This window comes from Kitasatospora sp. NPDC094019 (assembly GCF_044764505.1).
GTDB lineage: Bacteria > Actinomycetota > Actinomycetes > Streptomycetales > Streptomycetaceae > Kitasatospora.
Genome location: NZ_JBIWIF010000004.1, coordinates 367,973 through 385,983 on the forward strand (window position 1 = coordinate 367,973; position 18,011 = coordinate 385,983).

An 18,011-nucleotide genomic window follows, 5' to 3' on the forward strand; every position below is an offset into this window, starting at 1 on the left:
GGGCGAAGTGGTATGGACCGAGCATTGTCACATTTGATGGACTCCTTCCGCACAGGCATTCGCCGCGCGGGAACGCGCGAGGGGCCCGGGGCATGCCGCGCGGGCGGCAGGGCCGTCGACCGGGTTCCGCCGAGTGGCCGAGTGGACGGAAGTGGCACCAACAGATGTCCGGGAATTGGCCGCAGTGGACGCGGCCGGGCTCCCTATCGTCGGTCAGGTCATCAACCCAGCTCGGACGCGAAGGACTCACCTCATGGACCGGACCAGCGCCCTGAAGGTCATCGTCGACGAAAGTCTTCTGGCGCGGGTGCCCGGCTACGTCCTCGGACTGATCGCCGTCCCGGTGGTCGACGTCGCGGCGGCCGCACCGGAGGTCGACGACCTCCTCACCGCCGCCGAGGACGCCGTCCACGGGCTCTCCCTGGGCAAGGCGGAGGTCTCCGCCCTGCCCCCGATCGCCGCCTGGCGGGACGCGTACCGCAGCGTCGACGTCAACCCCAACCGCTTCCCCTGCGCGGCGGAATCGGTGCTGCGACGGGTGGCCAAGGGCGACCGGCTGCCGCGGATCAACGCCCTGGTCAACCTCTGCAACGCCGTCTCGCTCGACAGCCGGCTGCCGGTCGCCTCCTGCGACGTCGGCGACATCACCGGGGAGCTGGCCGTCCGGCTGGCCCACGGCGGCGAGACCTACCTGCCGCTGGGCGCGCCGGAGGCCCCGGAGCAGCCGGAACCGGGCGAGGTCGTCTACGCGGACGCCCAGGACCGCGCGCACTCGCGGCGGTGGAACTGGCGGCAGAGCGAGGTGATCAGGACCGACGTCGGCCGACGCCGGCTGCTGCTCACCGTCGAGGCGGTGCACGAGGGCGGACGCGCGGACGTGGAGCGGGCGCTCGACCGCCTCGCGGCCGCGCTCGACGCGCTCGGCGCGGTGCGTCGGCGGCCGGTCGTGCTCGACGCCGCCGAGCGCGGGGCCGAGCTGTTCGCGCCGGACCAGGACGTCGCGGGGCAGGACGTGCCGGAGCAGGACCTGCCGGAGCAGTCGGCCGCCGAGTCGTCCGTCGTCGCGGGTTGATCGTCGTGGGAACCGGCCCCGGTGCCGGACCGACCGCTACCTCCAGGAGAACCCGATGAACCCCGCGATCCTGATCGTCTACCGCCCCGCCGCCGGCCGCTACCTCGCCCAGTTCCGCAGCGTGGTCCAGGCCGCGACCGAGCTCGGCCACCACCCCGTCGTCCTCGTGCCCACCGGTGAGGTGCCGCCCGAGGTCGAGGGGCTGACGGTGCGTGAGGCCGAACTCGACTCCACCCCGGCCTTCCGGGCCGCGGTGGACGCGATCGCCGCCGAGTACCGCCTGGTCCGGATCTTCCCGCTGTTCGAGGGCGACGTCCTGCCCGCCGCCCGGTCCCGCCGGGACCACGGCATCCCGGGACTGACGCCCGACCAGGCGCTCAACTTCCGCGACAAGAACGTGATGCACCGCCGCGCCGAGGAACTGGGCGTCCGGGTGGCCCGCTCCTGCCGTCCCGACACCCTGGGCGCGGTCGAGGAGTTCGCCGGCCGGACCGGCTACCCGCTGGTGATCAAGCCCTACGCGGGCTGGGCCTGCGGCAACACCTACCGGGTCGACGGCCCGGAGCGCCTGGCCGAGGTGTGGGCGGAGATGGGCGACGACCGGCACGAGTACCGGGTCGAGGAGTTCGTCCGCGGCACCGAGTTCCACGTGGACTCGCTGCTCCAGGACGGCGAGGTCGTCTTCGAACAGCTGTCGCGCTACACCTACTCGGTGCTGGAGTACCGGGACGAGCCCGGTGGCACCATCTCCCGCAAGCACGACCTCAGCAAGCGCGAGCAGCGGATCCTGGAGCTCAACGCCACGCTGCTGCGCGGCTTCGGGATGCACACCGGCGTCGCGCACGTCGAGTTCTTCCTGCTCGACGACGGCGAGGTCGTGTTCGGCGAGGCGGGTGCCCGGGCCGGCGGCGGCTCGATCGTCCCCGCGATCCAGGCCGGGCGCGGCATCAACCTGGCCGGCGAGTGGGCCCGGCTCGACCTCGACCCGGGGCACCGCACCGAGGCCCGGCTCGGCCCGGAGATCGGCACCGAGTACCTGTCCTCGGGCAAGTACGGCCGGATCACCGGGATCAGCTCGCCCGGGGACCTCAACGCGCTCGACGGCGTCCTGGACGCGGACGTCTGGAAGGGCGTCGGCGACGTGCTGGCCCCGCCGGTCGCCTCCAACGACGTGCTCGGCTGGTACGTCTGCGAGGGCAGCGACTACGACGACGTGCTGGCGCGGTTCGGCACCGTCCGCGACGCCTTCCTGGTCGAGACCGAGTCGGCGGTCTGACCGGGATGGCCACGAGCACCGGAGAAGGGACCGCCGCCGCCCCGAAGAGCTGGCCGGCCAGGTTCAAGGAACTACCGCTCCCGCTGCGGGTGCTGTTCGTGACGTCCTTCGTCAACCGCGCGGGCATGTTCGTCTTCCCGCTGCTCGCCGTGTACCTGGTGCGCAGCAAGGGACTCGGTACGGCCGAGGCGGGTCTGCTGATCTCGGTCGGCTCGACCGGCCTGCTGGTGGGCTCGCTGCTCAGCGGTCCGGTGTGCGACCTGCGCGGCCGCCGGGACGCCCTGGTCGCCGCCCTGGTGCTGAACGCCGTCGGCTACCTCGGCCTCGGCACCCTGGACGGCCCGCCGTGGACGTACGCGCTGTACCTGTTCGTCGCCCTGGTGGGAATGGGCATGTTCGGCCCGGCGGCGAACACCCTGATCGCCGACCTGGCGACCCCCGAGCAGCGGCCGTTCTCGTACACGGTCAGCTACATCGGCAACAACCTGGGCATGGGCATCGGCCCGCTGCTGGGCGGGGTCGCGGCCGCGTACTCGTACCACGTGATGTTCGCCGGCAACATCGCCGTCGGCCTGCTGTGCGCGGTCGTGATCAGGGTATGGGTGCCCCGGGACACCCGCACCGGCACCGCCGCGCCCAAGGCGGCCCGCGGCGGGTTCCGGTTCGGCGGCGTCCACGGTCATGTGCTGTGGATGGTGCTCGCCTCGTTCTTCTACGTGGCGCCGCTGATCGGGCTGGAGTACGCGCTGCCGCTGGCCGTGACCACCGAGCTGAACGCCTCGGCGGGGCTGGTCGGCGTCGTCTACACGGTGAACAGCGTCGTGGTGGTGGGTCTCGGGCTCCAGTTGGAGAAGCGGATCGCCAGCTATCCGATCCGCACCCTGCTGCTGGTGGCCGGGGTGCTGTGGGCGCTGGGGCTGGCCGTGCTCGACTTCGGCTTCTCGCTCGCGGCGGTGCTGGCGTCCACCGTGGTGTGGACGCTCGGGGAGATCATCGCCTCCGTGGTGGTGCCCACCTACATCGCCGACCACGTCGACGAGCACCGGGTCGGCCGCTTCATGGCGCTCAACGGCTTCGTGCTGGGTCTGGCCCGGCTGGTGGTGCCGTTCGGCCTCGGGCTGATCTGGCAGAACCACGGCGCGCGTCCGGTGCTGCACACCATGCTGGTCACGCCGCTGGTCGGCATCGCGGTGTTCGCGGTGCTCCGTATCCGGTCCTCGGCCGCGAGCGCTCCGGCCGGTCCCCAGGACGCGCCGGTCGGGCCGGGTTCCGCTCCGGCCTCCACCTCGGCTTCCCCCTCCACCTCGGTTTCCCCCTCAGCCTCCGCTTCCGTCGAAGCCGGACCCGGACCGGCCGATGCCGTCCGCTCCGGCGCCTGAACCGTGTGACCGTCCGATCGACCGCCGTATTCACGCATTCCGGGAGGGCCCGATGATCACCAAGTTCTTGCTGCCCGAGGACCGAATCCCCACCACCTGGTACAACGTGCTGGCGGATCTGCCGAAGCCGGTGCCGCCGATGCTGCACCCCGGCACGAGGGAGCCGCTCACCCCGGCCGACCTGGCGCCGCTGTTCCCCGAGTCGCTGATCGCCCAGGAGTTCAGCACCGAGGCCGAGATCGACATCCCCGGCGCGGTGATCGACGTCTACCGCCAGTGGCGGCCCAGCCCGCTGGTCCGGGCCCACCGGCTGGAGCGCTCGCTCGACACCCCGGCGCGGATCTACTTCAAGTACGAGGGCGTCAGCCCGGCCGGCAGTCACAAGCCCAACACGGCCGTGCCGCAGGCGTACTACAACAAGCAGGCCGGGGTGGAGAAGCTCACCACCGAGACCGGCGCCGGTCAGTGGGGCAGCTCGCTCGCGATGGCCTCCGCCTACTTCGGCCTCGAATGCGAGGTCTTCATGGTGAAGGTGAGCCACCAGCAGAAGCCCTACCGACGGGCCCTGATGGAGACCTTCGGGGCGACGGTGCACGCCAGCCCCAGCGAGCTGACCGACGCCGGCCGGGCCGCGCTCGCCGCCGACCCCGACGCCAGCGGCAGCCTGGGCCTGGCCATCTCCGAGGCCGTCGAGGCCGCGGTCAAGAGCGGCGGCCGGGCCAAGTACGCGCTCGGCTCGGTGCTCAACCACGTGCTGACGCACCAGACGGTGATCGGCCAGGAGGCGCTGCTCCAGATGGAGTTGGCGGAGGACTACCCGGACATCGTGATCGGCGCGGCGGGCGGCGGCTCCAACTTCGGCGGCCTGGTCCTGCCGTTCCTGCGCGAGCAGCTGCGCGGGGGCCGCTCGGTGCGGGCGCTCGCCGTCGAGCCGGCCTCGTGTCCGACCCTCACCCAGGGCCGCTACGAGTACGACTTCGGCGACACCGCGGGCCTCACCCCGCTCACCATGATGCACACCCTCGGCCACGACTTCGTCCCGCCGAGCATCCACGCGGGCGGCCTGCGCTACCACGGCATGGCGCCCATCATCAGCGCCCTGAAGGACCTCGACCTGCTGGAGGCGCGGGCCGTCCCGCAGACCGCCTGCTTCGAGGCCGGCGTCCTGTTCGCCCGCAACGAGGGCATCGTCCCGGCGCCGGAGTCCACCCACGCGGTGCGGGCGGCCATCGACGAGGCGCTGGCCTGCAAGGAGAGCGGCGAGGCCCGCACCATCCTGTTCACGCTGTCCGGCCACGGGCACTTCGACATGCAGGCGTACACGGACTACTTCGCCGGCAAGCTCAAGGACTGACGGGACGGCTCAAGGGCCGGCGAACGCCCAAGGACCGGCGATACGGCCCAAGGACCGGCGATACGGCCCAAGGACCGGCGATACGGCCCAAGGGCCGGTGAACGCCCGAGGATCGGCGAGAAGGCTCAAGGACTGACGAGTACTGAGCGGTGACAGGCGGGCGAACAGCCGGACGGGCCCTCAACACGGGCCCGTCCGGGCGCCCGTCCCCGTAGGGGCAGACTACGAGGGGGAACCACGTGCAAGGAACATCTCCGCATCCGATCGTGCTCGGGATCTGCGGCTCCGAGCGGCCGGGCGGCAACACCGACCTCGCGTTGGAGTACGCGGGCCGCCTGGTGCGGGAACGGGGCGCCGAGTTCCGGACCGTCCACCTGCGCGAGCACCGGATCTCGCCGTGCAGTCCGTGCGGCGACTGCAACCAGCGGACCGCACCCTGCGAACTCCGCGACGACATGCCCGCGATCGTCGAGCAGATGAAGCAGGCGGACGCCATCGTCTACGCGACCCCGGTGCACGGCTTCGGCCCCGCCCATCTGATGCAGATCTTCATCGAACGGGCCGGCGTCGGCTTCCTGCGCTTCGACCGCCCCCTGGCCAACAAGGTGGGCGGCATCATCGTCGTCTCGCGCCGCTACAGCGACGCCGCGGTGCACAGCCAACTGGTCGACAACCTGCTGCTCAACCGCATGATCCTGGTCGGCAGCGGCTTTCCGGCGCTGCTTCGCAACACCTCGCCGCAGCCCCAGCTCCAGGACGCCGAGGGCCTGGAGGCACTGGAGCGGATGCTCCACCGCATGATCGACATGACCCAGCTGCTCCGCCGCCACCAGACGGCCGACGGCCGGCCCGTCCTGCCGGTGGACGACCGCAACGAGCGGGTGTCCCGCGCCCCGCGCGTCGTCCTGCCGGGGCAGCGGACCTCCTCGGAGAAGCAGGTCAGCTGAAGCACCGCCGATCCACCGATACCCCTTTACCGACGTGTTGTTGAGGAGTGCCATGTCCACCGAGACCGAGATCGGCGACCAGACCGGCGACCGGACCGGCGACCACACCGGCGATCTGGCCGGCAGCCGGAGCGGCAATGAGAACAGCGGTGCGACCGGGACCGGGGCCCCCGTCCTGGTCGGTGTCGACTTCGACCTGATCCCCTGGGAGAAGTGGCAGAAGCCGGGAGCCGAGGGCCGGGTGAAGATCGCCTACACCCAGGGCCTGCGGGTCCGCCTGATGGAGCTGCCGGCCGGCTTCGACGAGCACGAGTGGTGCCTGCGCGGGCACCAGGGCTACGTGCTGCAGGGCGAGTTCACCATCCACTTCGAGGACCGTTCGGTGCCGTGCCGCCCCGGCATGGGCTTCGTGATCCCGGACGACGAGAAGCACCGTTCGCAGGGCGCGGAGGGCGAACCGACGGTCGTGTACGTCGTCGACAAGGTGGTGCCGACCGCATGAGCGCCGACACCACGGGGGCCGACCGTACCGGGGGCGCCCCGGCGTCGCCCGCGATCGATCCCCGGATCGACGAACTGCGGCTCTCCGTCGACGCGCTGGACCGCCGGATCGTCGCGCTGCTGGCGGAGCGCACCGCCGTGGTGCGGGAGCTGACCGGATTCAAGCGGGACGAGGAGACCGTCCGCTCCCCGGGCCGGGTGGAGCAGGTCGTCGCCAAGGTCCGGGGTCTGGCGGACGAGCACGGCATGCCGCCGGGGATCGCCGAGGCCACCTACCGCACCTTGATCGACGAGCTGACCCGGATGCAGATGGTGCTCCTGGAGGAGCGCCGGGCCGCCGCGGCCGGTTCCGGCGCCGGTTCCGGGGGCACCGCCGGAGAAGGGCCATGAGCCGTCGGCATCCGGCCGACCTGCGGGCGGCGCTGGCCGCGCTGGACCTGATGCCAGGAGAACTGGTCCGGGTCCGGGAGGAGGTCCCGGCCCGGTTCGGGGTCTCCTCCCGCTACGCCCGGTGGGCCGGCGCCCCGGCGGCGCCGCCCACCGGCCCCGGCCCGGCCGTCCTGTTCGAGCGGGTGACGCCCTCGGGCCTCGCCGCGGGGGAGGACGGCACCACGTCCGGGGGCGCCGGGCCGGCCGAGGACGGCATCACGTCCGAGGACGGTGCGGAACCCGGGGCCGGGGCCGTCCTGATGGGCCTGTACGGGACCAGGCGCCGGGCGGCCGCCCTGCTCGGCGCCACCCCCGCCGAGCTGGCCCACCGGCTGCTGGACGCGGTGGCCGCACCGCTGCCGCCGGTACCCGCCGCCGACCCGGACCGGTGGGCCCGCAGCGACCGGAAGCCGGACCTGACCACCCTGCCCGTCCCGGTGCTCACCGACGAGGACGCCGGCCCGTACCTCACCCTCGGCGCGGTGCTGGCCACCGATCCGGCGACCGGTGTGCGCAACCTGTCGATCCACCGGATGTGCGTCCAGGGCCCCGACCTGCTCACCATCTGGATGGTGCCGGGGCGGGACCTGGAACAGGCCCACCGCAACTCCCTCGACGCCGGGCGGCCGCTGCCGGTGGCGATCCACCTCGGCCTCGGCCCCGCTGTCCTGCTCGCCTCCTGCTGCCCCACCTCGCTCGTCCCGACCGGGACCGACGAACTGGCGGTGGCCGGGGCGCTCGCGGGCGCGCCGGTGGAACTCCTGCCCTGCCGCACGGTGGACGCCGAGTACATCGCCCACGCCGAGTACGTGCTGGAGGGCGAACTGCTGCCGGACACCATGCCGGAGAACCCCCGGGGCGCCGCCGCCACTCCGGAGTTCCTCGGCTACCAGGGCACCGCGCACCCGGCCCTGCCGACCGTCCGGATCACCGGGATCACCGCCCGGCGCGGCCCGATCCTCCAGGCGGTCTCCGGCCCCGGCCACGAACAGTCCGTCCTGCTCGGCTTCGGCATGGAGGCCGCGGTGCTGGCCGTACTGCGCCGCCGCGGCGCCCCCGTCCGGGCGGTGCACTGCCACACCGCCGGCGGGGGACAGCTGATGGTGGTGCTCCAGTGGGCGGCCAAACGCTCGGCCGAGGACGACGCGCTGGTGCGGGAGGCGTCGCAGGCCGTGCTGGAGGAGTTCCGGATGGCCAAGCTGGTGCTGTCCGTGGACGAGGACGTGGACGTGGAGTCCGACCAGGACCTCTGGTGGGCGATGGTCACCCGGTGGCAGGCCGACCGGGACCTGCTGGTCCTGCCGGACCGGGAGGGCTTCCCGCTCGACCCGAGCCAGTCGGTCGCCTACTCGCCCGCGCTGTCGGCGGACGGCCGGACCGCGAAGGCGGTGTTCGACTGCACCGTGCCGTACGCGCAGCGGCACCGCTTCCGGCGGGCCCGGTTCACCGAGGACCCGGGCCCCGGCTCCGGCTAGCGGCGGTGGCGGCCCGGACCGTCGTGGCGGTCCGGACCGTCGTTGCCGCTCGGGCCGTTGTGGCCGCTCGGGCCGTTGTTGCCGCCCGGGTGGTCGTGGCTTCCCGGACCGCCGTGGCCAGCAGCGCCGTGCCCTCGGCGATCCGGGCGCCCGGGAGGGCCGCGTAGCCCATCAGGAAGGTCGGTTCGGCCGGCGGCTCCCCCACGAAGTACCCCGAGGCGGGGTACACCCGCACACCGAGCGCCGCCGCCCGGCGCACGATCTCGTCCTCGCCGACGCCGCGCGCCCCGGTGAGGGTGACCAGGACGTGCAGACCGGCGGCCGCCCCGGAGATCCGCACCTCGGCGCCGAAGTGCGTGTAGAGGCCGTCCAGCAGCGAACGGCGGCGTTCCCGGTACAGCCGGGTCATCCGGCTGACGTGCCGGGCGTAGGCCCCGGTGGCGACGAAGTGCGCCAGCGCCTCCTGGGTGACCGTCGGGGTCAGCCGGTCGGTGATCCACTTGATGCCGAGGAACGGCTGCACCAGTCGCTGCGGCACGATCGCGTAGCCGATCCGCAGCGCCGGGAAGAGCGTCTTGCTGAAGCTCCCGACGTAGACCACCGTGCCCTGGTGCCGGGCGGCGGCCAGGGCCGGCAGCCGCTCGGCGGCGAAGGTGAACTCGTTGTGGTAGTCGTCCTCCAGCACCGTCGCCCCGCGCCGCCCCGCCCAGGCCAGCAGCGCCCGCCGCCGGGCCTCGGACATGATGAAGCCGGTCGGGAACTGGTGCGAGGGCGTCACATAGACCAGCCGCACCCGGTCCGGGTCCTGACCGTGCGCCCGGACGTGGGCGTCGATGTCCGCGACCCGCAGCCCCTCCTCGTCCACCGGCACCGGCACCACCGTGCCGGAGGCGGAGCCGAAGACCTGGCGCAGCACGGTGTGGCTCGGGTCCTCGATCACCACCACGTCGCCCGGGCCGACCAGCAGCCGGGCCAGGATGTCCAGCGCCTGGGTGGCCCCGCTGGTCACCAGGATGCTGTCGGGCGGGGCGTCCAGCGCCCGGCTCTGCCGGACCAGCGTCGCGATCTCCGCCCGCAGCGCCGAGGACCCCTCCGCCGGCCCGTACCCGAGCGCGGCGACGTCCGCCCGGGCGTACGCCTCGTGCACCGACTGCCGCCAGCGCGACACCGGGAAGTTGGCCAGCGCGGGGGTTCCGTGCCGGAAGTCCAGCGCCGCGCCGGCCCGGTGCATCGGCGGCGGCTCCCACGGCTGCCACAGCGCGTCCCCGCCGTCGGTGGCGAGCGGCGGCTGCGGCGCCAGCGCCGTCCGGGCCGGACCGGGCTCGGACCCCTCCCCGGCGGCCCGCTCCGCCACCCTGGTCCCCGAACCCCGGCGGGCCGTCAACAGCCCGTTCGCGGTGAGCAGTTCGTACGCCCGCAGAACCACCGTCCGCGACACCCCGAGCTGCGCCGCCAGCTCCCGCGAGGCCGGTACCGCCTCCCCGGCCCGCAGTCGCCCCGACCTGACCAGCCCGGCGATCCCGTCGCACACCTGCTGCTGCAGGGGCGTCGCACTCCCCCGGTCCAGCACGATCAGCAGCTCCGACGATCCCACGCCTCTCCCTCCGGCCCCGTTTTCCCGAAGTGTCGCATGCACGACACCCCGTCAGCGCGGCCCGGCCGTCGGGAGATCGGCGCTACTTAGGACCGGAACTGACCTAGATGACTTCTACTGTCTGTTCCGAAGGCAGTGACCGGAACGGTGAGGGAGAGGGATCCACCATGATTCTCGTGATCGGTGCGACCGCGCACTTCGGGCGGCAGACGGTGGAGGCGCTGGCGGGCGCCGGGCGCAAGGTGCGGGCGCTGTCGCGCACGCCGGAGAAGGCCGGACTGCCCGAGGGCGTCGAGGTGGTCGCCGGGGACCTGACCCGGCCGGAGACGCTCGGGGCCGCGCTGGACGGCGTCACCGAACTGTTCCTGGTGCTGCCCTACGGCATGGACGTGCAGCCGCTGCTGGAACAGGCGCGTCGGTCCGGGGTGCGGCAGATCGTGTTCCTGTCCTCGGGCGCCGTCGTCGACGGCGCGGACCCGCAGCCCGACGTGATCGCGGCCTACCACGCCCGGGTGGAGCGGGAGATCACGGCGACCGGCGTCGACCGGACGTTCCTGCGGCTGTTCTTCCCCGCGATCAACTCGCTGTCCTGGGCGATGCAGTTGCCGGGCGGCGACGTCGTCCGCGGCCCGCACGCCGCGGCGGCCGCCTCGCTGGTCCACGAGCGCGACGTCGCCGAGGCGGCCGCCGCCGTGCTCGGCAGCCCCGAACACTTCGGCCGGGTGTACGAGCTGACCGGCCCCCAGTCGCTCACCCAGACCGAACAGGTCGAGGCGCTCGGCCGCGCCCTGGGCCGCGGGCTGAGCTTCGAGGAGGTCCCCGCCCCGGCCGTGCGGGAGCAGCTCGGCCGGTTCATGGACGCCGACTTCGTGGCCGCCCTGCTGGACCTGATGGCCGCCACCGCCGGCAAGCCGGCCCCGGTCAACGACACCGTCGAGCGGCTGACCGGCCACCCCGCCCGCCCCTACACCCGGTGGCTCACCGACAACCTGGCGGCCTTCCGCTGACGGGCCCGACCGCCGAAGGCCCGGACCGCCTGCCTCGGTCCGGGCCTTCGCGCTGCCATGGCCGGCGGGGCGGAGGAACGGCATGTCTGGTGATGCAGATGTACATCGGATACACCCCGCATGCTCAGCGGGGCATGCTCAAGATCCCCCGCCCGGACGCCCTGCGGATCCTCTACCGCCTCACCGAGCTCCAGCGAGGACTGGACGAAGGGGACACGACCGCCTTCGACATCAAGGCCCTGCAGGGGCACAGCTCGCGCTGGCGTCTGAGGGTCGGGGACTACCGGGTCGTCTGCACGATCGAGGGCGGCCGACTGATCGTTTGGGTCCTCGCCCTGGGCAACCGCCGCGACGTCTACCGAAACCTGTAGACGCCGGGCGCCCCGGCCGTCACGGGGTGCGCTGCAGCTCCTGGGCGGGTGCCTCCTCGGCGGGGGCGTCCTGGGCAGGGGCGGCGGCCGTGTGCCGCGGTGGGGTCGTGGCACCCGCTGCGGGGGACCGGCGGCCGCCGCTCGCCGAGGCCGGGCGCAGCAGCACGGCGCAGACGAGGGCGGCCAGCAGGGCGAGGGCGGCGGAGACGACCAGGCAGAGCCGGAGGCCGTCGAGGAAGGACCCGCTCAGCGCGGAGAGCGCCGGTCCGGTGGCAGGGCCCAGGTCGAGGCCGGCCACGGCGCCGAGCCCCTGCTCCCGGGCGACGGCGAGGACGTGGCCGCCGGTCTCCGCCGGCACCGCGGCGTCGGCGAGGCGGTCGGGCAGGGCGTCGAGGGCGCGGGTGGTGAGCAGGGCACCGAGCACGGCCGGGCCGAGAGCGCCGCCGAGCTGGCGGAAGGCGTTGTTCCCCGCCGCGGCCATCCCTGCCAGGTGGTGCGGGACGGAGGAGACGGCGGATGCCGTCATCGGGGTGAGCACGGTGCCCACGCCCAGGCCGAGCAGGACCAGGCGCCAGGCGAGGGACCCGTAGGAGGTGCCGGCGTCGACGCCGGTCAGCGACAGCAGCGAGCCACCCATCACCACCAGACCGGTGGTGATCATGACCCGGGCGGAGATCCGGTGCATCAGCCGTCCGACGGGGACGCCGACGACGAGGGACGTCCCGGACACCAGGATCAGCCGCAGTCCGGCCTCCAGCGTGGTCAAGTGCTGCACGAGGCCGAAGTACAGGCTCAGCACGAAGAAGAAGCCGATCAGCCCCAGGAAGCTGATCATGGCGATCAGCGAGGTGGCCGCGAAGGCGGGGCTGCGGAACAGCGCCAGGTCGAGCATCGGGCTGCTGCTGCGGCGCTCCACCACGACGAACAGGACCGCGCTCACGGCGCCGAGCACCAGTGCCGCCACCACCTGGGGCGTGCCGAAGCCGTCGGCGCCGCCCTCGATCACGCCGTAGACGACCGCGGTGACCGCGACGGCCGCCGTGATCTGCCCGGGCCAGTCCAGCCGGCGGCCGTGCGGCGCGCGCGAGTCGGGCAGCAGGAAGGCCGCGACGGCCAGTACGACCAGGGACACCGGGATCGGCAGGAGGAAGATCCAGCGCACCCCGACGTGCTCCAGCAGCACCCCGGCGATCAGCGGTCCCACGGCCAGCGAGGCCAGCATGGACGTGGCCCACAGGGCGATGAACCGGCCGCGTTCCCGGTGGTCGGGGACGGCATGGCTGATCAGGGTCAGCGTGGTGGGCAGCAGTGCCGCCGCCCCCAGGCCGGAGGCGGCCTGTCCGACCCAGAGCGCCTGCACCGAGTCCGAGGCCAGCGAGACGGCCGCGCCCAGCGCGCAGAACGCCATGCCCGCCTGGAACACCCGCTTGCGGCCGTGGACGTCGCCCCACACCCCGGTGGTGAGGATCAGCGCGGCCATCGGCAGCACGAAGGCGTCCGACACCCAGGACAGCTGGGAGGTCGAGGCGCCCATCGCCCGCTGGATCGCCGGCAGGCTCACCGAGACGGTGGTCACGGGCAGGTAGGCGACGAAGACGCCCAGGCAGGCCATGACGAGCGTGACGCCTCGTCCGGCCCCGGGGCGCTGCACCGTTGCGGAGTTCACGAAGTGGTTCCTTCGACTGCGGGGTGCCGCGCGGGCACCGGCTGTTGCGGGCGCGGACCAGCTTCACCCGGGCGGTCGAGAAATCCCCAAGTGATCCCCGGAGATGCGGAACAACATCCATATCGGCTTCTGACCGTGTGACCATTCCTCCATGTACGACGATCTGGACCGCAGGATCATCCACGGTCTCTACTGCGCCCCGCGGGTTTCCTTCCGCCGCCTCGGCGAGGTCGTCGGCGCGTCCGAACAGACCGTGGCCCGCCGCTACAACGCGCTGCGCCGCGACGGGGTGATGCGTGTCGTCGGGCTGAGCAACCCGGTCTCCCAGGGGCAGGTGGAGTGGATCACGCGGCTGCGGTGCCGCCCGGACGCCGCCGGGCCCGTCGCCGACTCCCTCGCCCGCAGGCCCGAGGTCGGCTACGCCAGCGTCGCCTCCGGCGGATCGGAGATCATCTGCACCATCCGCTCGGCCGCCGACACCGGGCGCGACGACGTCCTGCTGCGACAACTCCCTAAAGCCGCCTCGATCCTGGACATGAGCGTGGACCTCCTCCTGCACCAGTTCAGTCCCCCTGGCACGGCGGGCTGGGCCGGGGGCAGGCGCGCCCTCACCGACGAACAGGTGGGACAGCTGACGGCGCGGCGTCCCGTGCCCGTGCCCGTACCCGTGCCCCCTGTGCCCACGCCCGCCTCGACCGACGCGGACCGCCCCCTCTTCGAGGCCCTGGCCGAGGACGGCCGGGCCTCCCACACCCGCCTGGCCCAGGCCACCGGCTGGTCCGCGACCCGCGTCGCCCGCCGACTGGAGACGCTGGAAGCCGCCGGCTCCCTCACCTACGGCATCGACATCCTGGCCGAACGGCTCGGCTACGACCTCAACGCCGTCCTCTGGCTCCAGGTCGACCTGCCCGGGCTCCACCGGATCGGGGAGGAACTCGCCCGGCACGAGGAATGCCCCTTCGTCGCCGCCACCAGCGGCAGGCACAACCTCATGGCCGTCGTCATCTGCGAGGACACCCCCGCCTTCTACCGCTACCTCGGCAGCCGCCTGGCCGGCGTCGAGGGCATCCGGGGCTACGAGATCAGCATCCGCGCCCGCCGCCTCAAGCAGTCCGTCTCCCTCGTCCACCACGGCCGCCTGATCCACCCCGCCCTCGCCTGACACCGGCACACCGCCACCGGCCGGCCGCCGCAGGAGAAAGATGAAGGCCCGACCGTGTGACACGGTCCGGCCTTCTGCCCTCTGCCGTTCTTGGGCAGATCCCTCGTCGGTTATCTACAGCAGTCGGACGATATGCAGAGCAAGGACGCGGCGGTATTTCGACCTGAACTCGCGGATCCTTCCAGCGTCCGATGCAGTGATGAAGCGGTCACGCCTCTGTTTCTGCGGATGTGACCTCAGGCTGAAGAAGCTGAACTGGCACGGCGCTGGTGCCGTGCAATGATGGACTCACGCCGGAGATACCACAGCGTCCCGAAATGAGAGCTCAGGAGCGCAGAGAAATCATCGCCGGGGATGAGTTCCAGCCGGGGCTCTCTGGCGGCGAGCATCACCGCCCCTCGCGTGAACCGTCCGCAGGTGACCAGCACGCCTTTATTCGCACGCTCGGTCGACACCACGCCGAGCAGAGATCGGACGATCTCCACGCCGACCGGGGAAGAATGGGCTTTGCACTCGATCAGCACGACTTCTCGCTGCCCGGGACCTTCCTTCACGCTCACGACGTCACGGCCACCGTACCGCTGGGGCGGGGTGAGTGTTGCGGTGTAGCCCATGGCTTCGTACAGCGCGCTGGTCAGGCACTCCAACTCCCTGGGGCTGAGGGAGAAGAGCAACTCTCGCCCTTGGGCGTCCGGATCCAGCCGCCTTGCCCGAATGACCGCCATGGCGTCACTCAGGCCATCGATCCTCCCGTCCGGGAGCATCCAGAAGTGCGCGGCAAGATAGCCGTGAATCACGTCGATCGCGCCCTTCGGGGCGAAGGGCAGAAGATCAAGGCACCAGCGGACTCCGGGGTGCGGTCTGCTCTTCTTGCCCATCCACCGGTGCAGCCTGCGCACATATTCGAAAGGAGTATCGTCATAGGTGCTCTCGTCCTTGCCGCTCAGGATGGCTTTGAGCGTTCGGAAGTCCGCATCGAACGCGGCGTCCTCGAACAGGAATCGGCGAAGGAGTCGAAGTACGGATTCCTCGGAGCGTGAGCCTGCGGACGCGAGGTACGCGTCTCGCAGTTCGTCGGTCGGAAAGGACCAGTCCTGGATCTTTCCGGGCGGCTTGTGCTCGTGCTGTGCACGGCTCTTGACGTTCTCCAGCGGATCGGGCCCAATGACCGCGTCCAGCCATTCTTCGAGGCGTGTGTCCCAGTCGTGTCCAACTTGGATCTGGGCCTCGAAGTCCCCGTCCGTCGCTCCACTGCGCGCCATGCGAGTCATCCTGGCATTCCCCTGTGACACAGGGCTTGCGCACGATGCACTGAGTCGCCGCCCACTCGGGAGCAATGAAGGTCAGGGGCCTTCGATCAGGCGCAAGAGGCCCGAGCCCATGCGGCGGGCCGGCTCCCGCCCGGGCAGTCCCCGAATCTCGCGCTGGTACGGGCCTCCGCCGCGCACGCGTCGGCGTGCTCGACCTTTCTCCTCCTGCTCGATGTGCCGAGGCAGCCCGTGATGGCGATCACGGTCTGGTCCTCGATTGCCATGGCCCAGTACCAGCCCATCACCGAGCCGGTGTTGACCGGTGCCGGAAAGGGGATCGGTGACACGCTGCGGGGCGAGATCGTGAGCCCACGACGAGGATGCCCTGAGTGCAGTCTGCTGCGACTGCGTGGGGAAGCTCAAGGAGGGAAGCGGCGGCTCGGGGTACGTCCGGGGCGGACGTACCCCGAGCGATCACCCGGCGCCCGTCAGCACCGCCGAGTGGCGCATCGCCGCCCGGACCTCCAGCCCCCAGGACGGCATCGTCCACATCGGCGACACCGTTCATCTGTGGGGGCAGCGGCCGCTTCCTGGAGACCGGCCAACGTGACCGCCGCCGTGGGTGGCAGGGAACGCCGAAGGCCCCGGCCGGTTTCCCGGTCGGGGCCTTCGTGCTGCCATGGCTGGCAGAGGCGGAGGATACGAGATTCGAACTCGTGAGGGGTTGCCCCCAACACGCTTTCCAAATGTTCGTCCGACTGTCCAGGAGCGGTCGCAGGCGTCCTGACCTGCGGCGGAACGACTCGCCGGTCGGGCGCTGAACGCCCCCGGACGGGGGTGAATGCAACCAGAACTGCAACCACGACGGGCCGCAGTCCGGGACGGGGACCGGCAACCCCGTTGCTGCTCTGACCGCACCTTGGTAACTTCGCATGGCTATGCAGGCTCGGGCTCAAGTGCCGGGCGTGACGGCGACCCGCTTGGTCGACCATGCGAACGAGCACGTAGCTCGGGTGACACGTCGGTACGCGGGATCCTCTATTGCCCGCGACGGTGGTGCTGACGCACACGTGCGTTGTGCTGCCGTCTCTGAGACGTGAAGCGAGCCAAAAATGGTCCATTCGTTCATCGCGCACACGAGCCCGGGGCGATGCAGGGTATTCGCCCTCGTCAAGGACCCTGATGACCGGTTGGAGGTGGTCACCACGCTGGGGGCCGGCGATCTCCATCTGAGTGGCGAGCTCATCAGTGCGCTCAACGACTTCCTGTCCGACCGGGACAACGCGGCCCTCCAGACCGTGCTGGACCGTGCCCCGAGCCCGGTGCGTATGGCCGTGCAGCAATTCCTCAAGGACAAGTGCGCACCTGAGGCAGGAACATTCACCACATACGGGCCAATCGACATCGTCCGCCATGCCGTCTACTTCAGCAGGATCGACGAAGAACTCGAGGACTACCTTGAGGGCGCCTACATGATCGGGCTCGGCATCCGCATGTCGAACGAGCGCGGTACGGACGGCGACGTCGGTTGGGTGATTCAGTTGCTCAGCGACGAGGTCTCCGTGCCTGCCAGCGACGAGCCGCGTACGTGGGCGCTTCCCACAGAGGTGAAGCTTCTGAATACCTGGACCAGCAAGCAGCCGCTTGCCGGCCTCGGGCCCGTTCGCAGTGCGCTCAAGGCTGCGGCGGGTGCGAGCGCGGAGGGGCACTGGGTCAGGATTCACACCCTGCTCCACAGCGACCGCGACGAAGACTTCGAAGGCAGCGGGACTTCGGAGTTCGTCGTTGACGTCTTCGACGCGCCGATTCCGCTGCAGGAACTGGACGAGTAGGGCGCAAAACGTGATGTGCGCCCCGACCGAGGCTGGTCGGGGCGCATGTTTCAGGAGATCGATTCCGGCCTGCCGGTGTGTTCTAAGCCTCTGTCTCCGCCGTCGGCGCCCGCCCGATGATGGAGGAGAGCGCGCCCCGATACGTCGTGCCCAGCGCCGTGACCACACCGACCACTGGTCCTGGGCCGCTGCTCATGCGGCTCACGTAGTTCTCCGGGAGCAGTACTCGGTCGCCCACTTTGAGGTGATCGCCACCTCGCCACCGGTACGCGTACCCACCGACATCTACGACCTGATCGCCGCCGACTTCATAGATGCGAGTGGCCTCGTCGATCCGTTGCTCGAGTTCCTTAACCCGCCGCTCCAACCACTCGATCTTCAGCTTTGATGAACTGGCTCCAGACTCGCAGCCGACCTTGTACCCCTCGCTCCAGCCCTGTCGATGCGCCTTCGCTACTGCGCGATCTTCGTCCGTCGCGTGCGTACCACAGGCGACATCCGAACCGGATATGCGAACGCGGCACGGCTTGCCAGTGCGCGTCGGCCGCCCACAGGTTCGCTCCTCGTTTTGCGCCATGCTGGCCCTCCAGTGGTCGAGTGGATCGACCATAGTCCCAAGCGCCCGTCCAGGCGTACGAGTTCAGTGCAACGGAGACCACAAGCGAGGCGTTCGAGAAGGCGAATTGTGAGGGGTTG

16 protein-coding genes are annotated in these 18,011 nt (G+C 71.4%); 12 read left to right on the top strand and 4 right to left on the bottom strand.

Going from position 1 to position 18,011, the window contains the following annotated elements; all coding sequences use genetic code 11:
- Nucleotides 1–253: 253 nt before the first annotated feature.
- The 8 genes from ACIQ9P_RS11750 to ACIQ9P_RS11785 all read left to right on the top strand — a co-directional run bounded on the left by ACIQ9P_RS11750 (nt 254) and on the right by ACIQ9P_RS11785 (nt 8,433).
- Nucleotides 254–1,072 (top strand): B3/4 domain-containing protein, encoded by an 819-nt coding sequence (locus ACIQ9P_RS11750; RefSeq protein ID WP_402353533.1) that lies wholly within the window; start codon nt 254–256, stop codon nt 1,070–1,072.
- A gap of 55 nt (nt 1,073–1,127) precedes the next feature.
- Nucleotides 1,128–2,348: an ATP-grasp domain-containing protein gene (locus tag ACIQ9P_RS11755; protein WP_402353536.1), complete on the top strand. Its 1,221-nt coding sequence runs from the start codon at nt 1,128–1,130 to the stop codon at nt 2,346–2,348.
- A gap of 5 nt (nt 2,349–2,353) precedes the next feature.
- Complete coding sequence (locus tag ACIQ9P_RS11760; RefSeq protein WP_402353539.1) at nt 2,354–3,727, top strand: MFS transporter; 1,374 nt, start codon at nt 2,354–2,356, stop codon at nt 3,725–3,727.
- Between the two features lie 52 nt (nt 3,728–3,779).
- The gene (locus ACIQ9P_RS11765; protein WP_402353542.1) at nt 3,780–5,081 is read left to right on the top strand and encodes a TrpB-like pyridoxal phosphate-dependent enzyme; all 1,302 of its coding nucleotides are present in this window, start codon (nt 3,780–3,782) and stop codon (nt 5,079–5,081) included.
- A 266-nt stretch (nt 5,082–5,347) separates the two neighbouring features.
- Nucleotides 5,348–6,028: a flavodoxin family protein gene (locus ACIQ9P_RS11770; protein WP_402353545.1), complete on the top strand. Its 681-nt coding sequence runs from the start codon at nt 5,348–5,350 to the stop codon at nt 6,026–6,028.
- A gap of 52 nt (nt 6,029–6,080) precedes the next feature.
- Nucleotides 6,081–6,530 carry an AraC family ligand binding domain-containing protein gene (locus ACIQ9P_RS11775; protein ID WP_402353548.1) on the top strand — a complete coding sequence of 150 codons (450 nt, stop codon included), beginning with the start codon at nt 6,081–6,083 and terminating at the stop codon, nt 6,528–6,530.
- Nucleotides 6,527–6,919 (top strand): chorismate mutase, encoded by a 393-nt coding sequence (locus ACIQ9P_RS11780; protein WP_402353551.1) that lies wholly within the window; start codon nt 6,527–6,529, stop codon nt 6,917–6,919. Before ACIQ9P_RS11775 ends, ACIQ9P_RS11780 begins: the two co-directional genes overlap by 4 nt.
- Nucleotides 6,916–8,433, top strand: coding sequence for a UbiD family decarboxylase domain-containing protein (locus ACIQ9P_RS11785; protein WP_402353554.1), 1,518 nt, complete (start codon nt 6,916–6,918; stop codon nt 8,431–8,433). Before ACIQ9P_RS11780 ends, ACIQ9P_RS11785 begins: the two co-directional genes overlap by 4 nt.
- Here the strand turns inward: ACIQ9P_RS11785 and ACIQ9P_RS11790 are convergent.
- Nucleotides 8,402–10,027 (bottom strand): PLP-dependent aminotransferase family protein, encoded by a 1,626-nt coding sequence (locus ACIQ9P_RS11790; RefSeq protein WP_402353557.1) that lies wholly within the window; start codon nt 10,025–10,027, stop codon nt 8,402–8,404. The genes ACIQ9P_RS11785 and ACIQ9P_RS11790 overlap by 32 nt on opposite strands.
- A 167-nt stretch (nt 10,028–10,194) precedes the next feature.
- On the opposite strand from ACIQ9P_RS11790, the gene ACIQ9P_RS11795 reads away from it, so the two are divergent.
- Entirely contained in the window at nt 10,195–11,034 is an 840-nt protein-coding gene (locus ACIQ9P_RS11795) for an NmrA family NAD(P)-binding protein (protein WP_402353560.1), read from the top strand.
- Between the two features lie 98 nt (nt 11,035–11,132).
- The gene (locus tag ACIQ9P_RS11800; protein ID WP_402353563.1) at nt 11,133–11,405 is read left to right on the top strand and encodes a type II toxin-antitoxin system RelE/ParE family toxin; all 273 of its coding nucleotides are present in this window, start codon (nt 11,133–11,135) and stop codon (nt 11,403–11,405) included.
- A 19-nt stretch (nt 11,406–11,424) separates the two neighbouring features.
- Here the strand turns inward: ACIQ9P_RS11800 and ACIQ9P_RS11805 are convergent, their stop codons facing one another.
- Nucleotides 11,425–13,017, bottom strand: coding sequence for an MFS transporter (locus tag ACIQ9P_RS11805; RefSeq protein ID WP_402353920.1), 1,593 nt, complete (start codon nt 13,015–13,017; stop codon nt 11,425–11,427).
- 205 nt (nt 13,018–13,222) lie between these two features.
- Here ACIQ9P_RS11805 and ACIQ9P_RS11810 point away from each other — a divergent pair, with 205 nt between their 5' ends.
- Complete coding sequence (locus ACIQ9P_RS11810; protein WP_402353566.1) at nt 13,223–14,233, top strand: Lrp/AsnC family transcriptional regulator; 1,011 nt, start codon at nt 13,223–13,225, stop codon at nt 14,231–14,233.
- A gap of 236 nt (nt 14,234–14,469) precedes the next feature.
- Here the strand turns inward: ACIQ9P_RS11810 and ACIQ9P_RS11815 are convergent, their stop codons facing one another.
- Nucleotides 14,470–15,495 (bottom strand): restriction endonuclease, encoded by a 1,026-nt coding sequence (locus ACIQ9P_RS11815; protein WP_402353569.1) that lies wholly within the window; start codon nt 15,493–15,495, stop codon nt 14,470–14,472.
- 1,100 nt (nt 15,496–16,595) lie between these two features.
- On the opposite strand from ACIQ9P_RS11815, the gene ACIQ9P_RS11820 reads away from it, so the two are divergent.
- Entirely contained in the window at nt 16,596–17,315 is a 720-nt protein-coding gene (locus ACIQ9P_RS11820) for a hypothetical protein (protein ID WP_402353572.1), read from the top strand.
- 82 nt (nt 17,316–17,397) lie between these two features.
- On the opposite strand, the gene ACIQ9P_RS11825 is transcribed toward ACIQ9P_RS11820, so the two are convergent.
- On the bottom strand, nt 17,398–17,892 hold the full coding sequence (locus ACIQ9P_RS11825; protein WP_402353575.1) for a hypothetical protein: 495 nt from the start codon (nt 17,890–17,892) through the stop codon (nt 17,398–17,400).
- Between the last annotated feature and the right edge of the window lie 119 nt (nt 17,893–18,011).

Bases quoted from the DNA above. Each gene is read 5' to 3' on its own strand.
- ACIQ9P_RS11750 (WP_402353533.1), top strand. From the start codon at position 254: ATGGACCGGACCAGCGCCCTGAAGGTCATCGTCGACGAAAGTCTTCTG.
- ACIQ9P_RS11755 (WP_402353536.1), top strand. From the start codon at position 1,128: ATGAACCCCGCGATCCTGATCGTCTACCGCCCCGCCGCCGGCCGCTAC.
- ACIQ9P_RS11760 (WP_402353539.1), top strand. From the start codon at position 2,354: ATGGCCACGAGCACCGGAGAAGGGACCGCCGCCGCCCCGAAGAGCTGG.
- ACIQ9P_RS11765 (WP_402353542.1), top strand. From the start codon at position 3,780: ATGATCACCAAGTTCTTGCTGCCCGAGGACCGAATCCCCACCACCTGG.
- ACIQ9P_RS11775 (WP_402353548.1), top strand. From the start codon at position 6,081: ATGTCCACCGAGACCGAGATCGGCGACCAGACCGGCGACCGGACCGGC.
- ACIQ9P_RS11780 (WP_402353551.1), top strand. From the start codon at position 6,527: ATGAGCGCCGACACCACGGGGGCCGACCGTACCGGGGGCGCCCCGGCG.
- ACIQ9P_RS11785 (WP_402353554.1), top strand. From the start codon at position 6,916: ATGAGCCGTCGGCATCCGGCCGACCTGCGGGCGGCGCTGGCCGCGCTG.
- ACIQ9P_RS11795 (WP_402353560.1), top strand. From the start codon at position 10,195: ATGATTCTCGTGATCGGTGCGACCGCGCACTTCGGGCGGCAGACGGTG.
- ACIQ9P_RS11800 (WP_402353563.1), top strand. From the start codon at position 11,133: ATGTACATCGGATACACCCCGCATGCTCAGCGGGGCATGCTCAAGATC.
- ACIQ9P_RS11805 (WP_402353920.1), bottom strand. From the start codon at position 13,017: ATGGCCTGCCTGGGCGTCTTCGTCGCCTACCTGCCCGTGACCACCGTC.
- ACIQ9P_RS11810 (WP_402353566.1), top strand. From the start codon at position 13,223: ATGTACGACGATCTGGACCGCAGGATCATCCACGGTCTCTACTGCGCC.
- ACIQ9P_RS11815 (WP_402353569.1), bottom strand. From the start codon at position 15,495: ATGGCGCGCAGTGGAGCGACGGACGGGGACTTCGAGGCCCAGATCCAA.
- ACIQ9P_RS11820 (WP_402353572.1), top strand. From the start codon at position 16,596: ATGGTCCATTCGTTCATCGCGCACACGAGCCCGGGGCGATGCAGGGTA.
- ACIQ9P_RS11825 (WP_402353575.1), bottom strand. From the start codon at position 17,892: ATGGCGCAAAACGAGGAGCGAACCTGTGGGCGGCCGACGCGCACTGGC.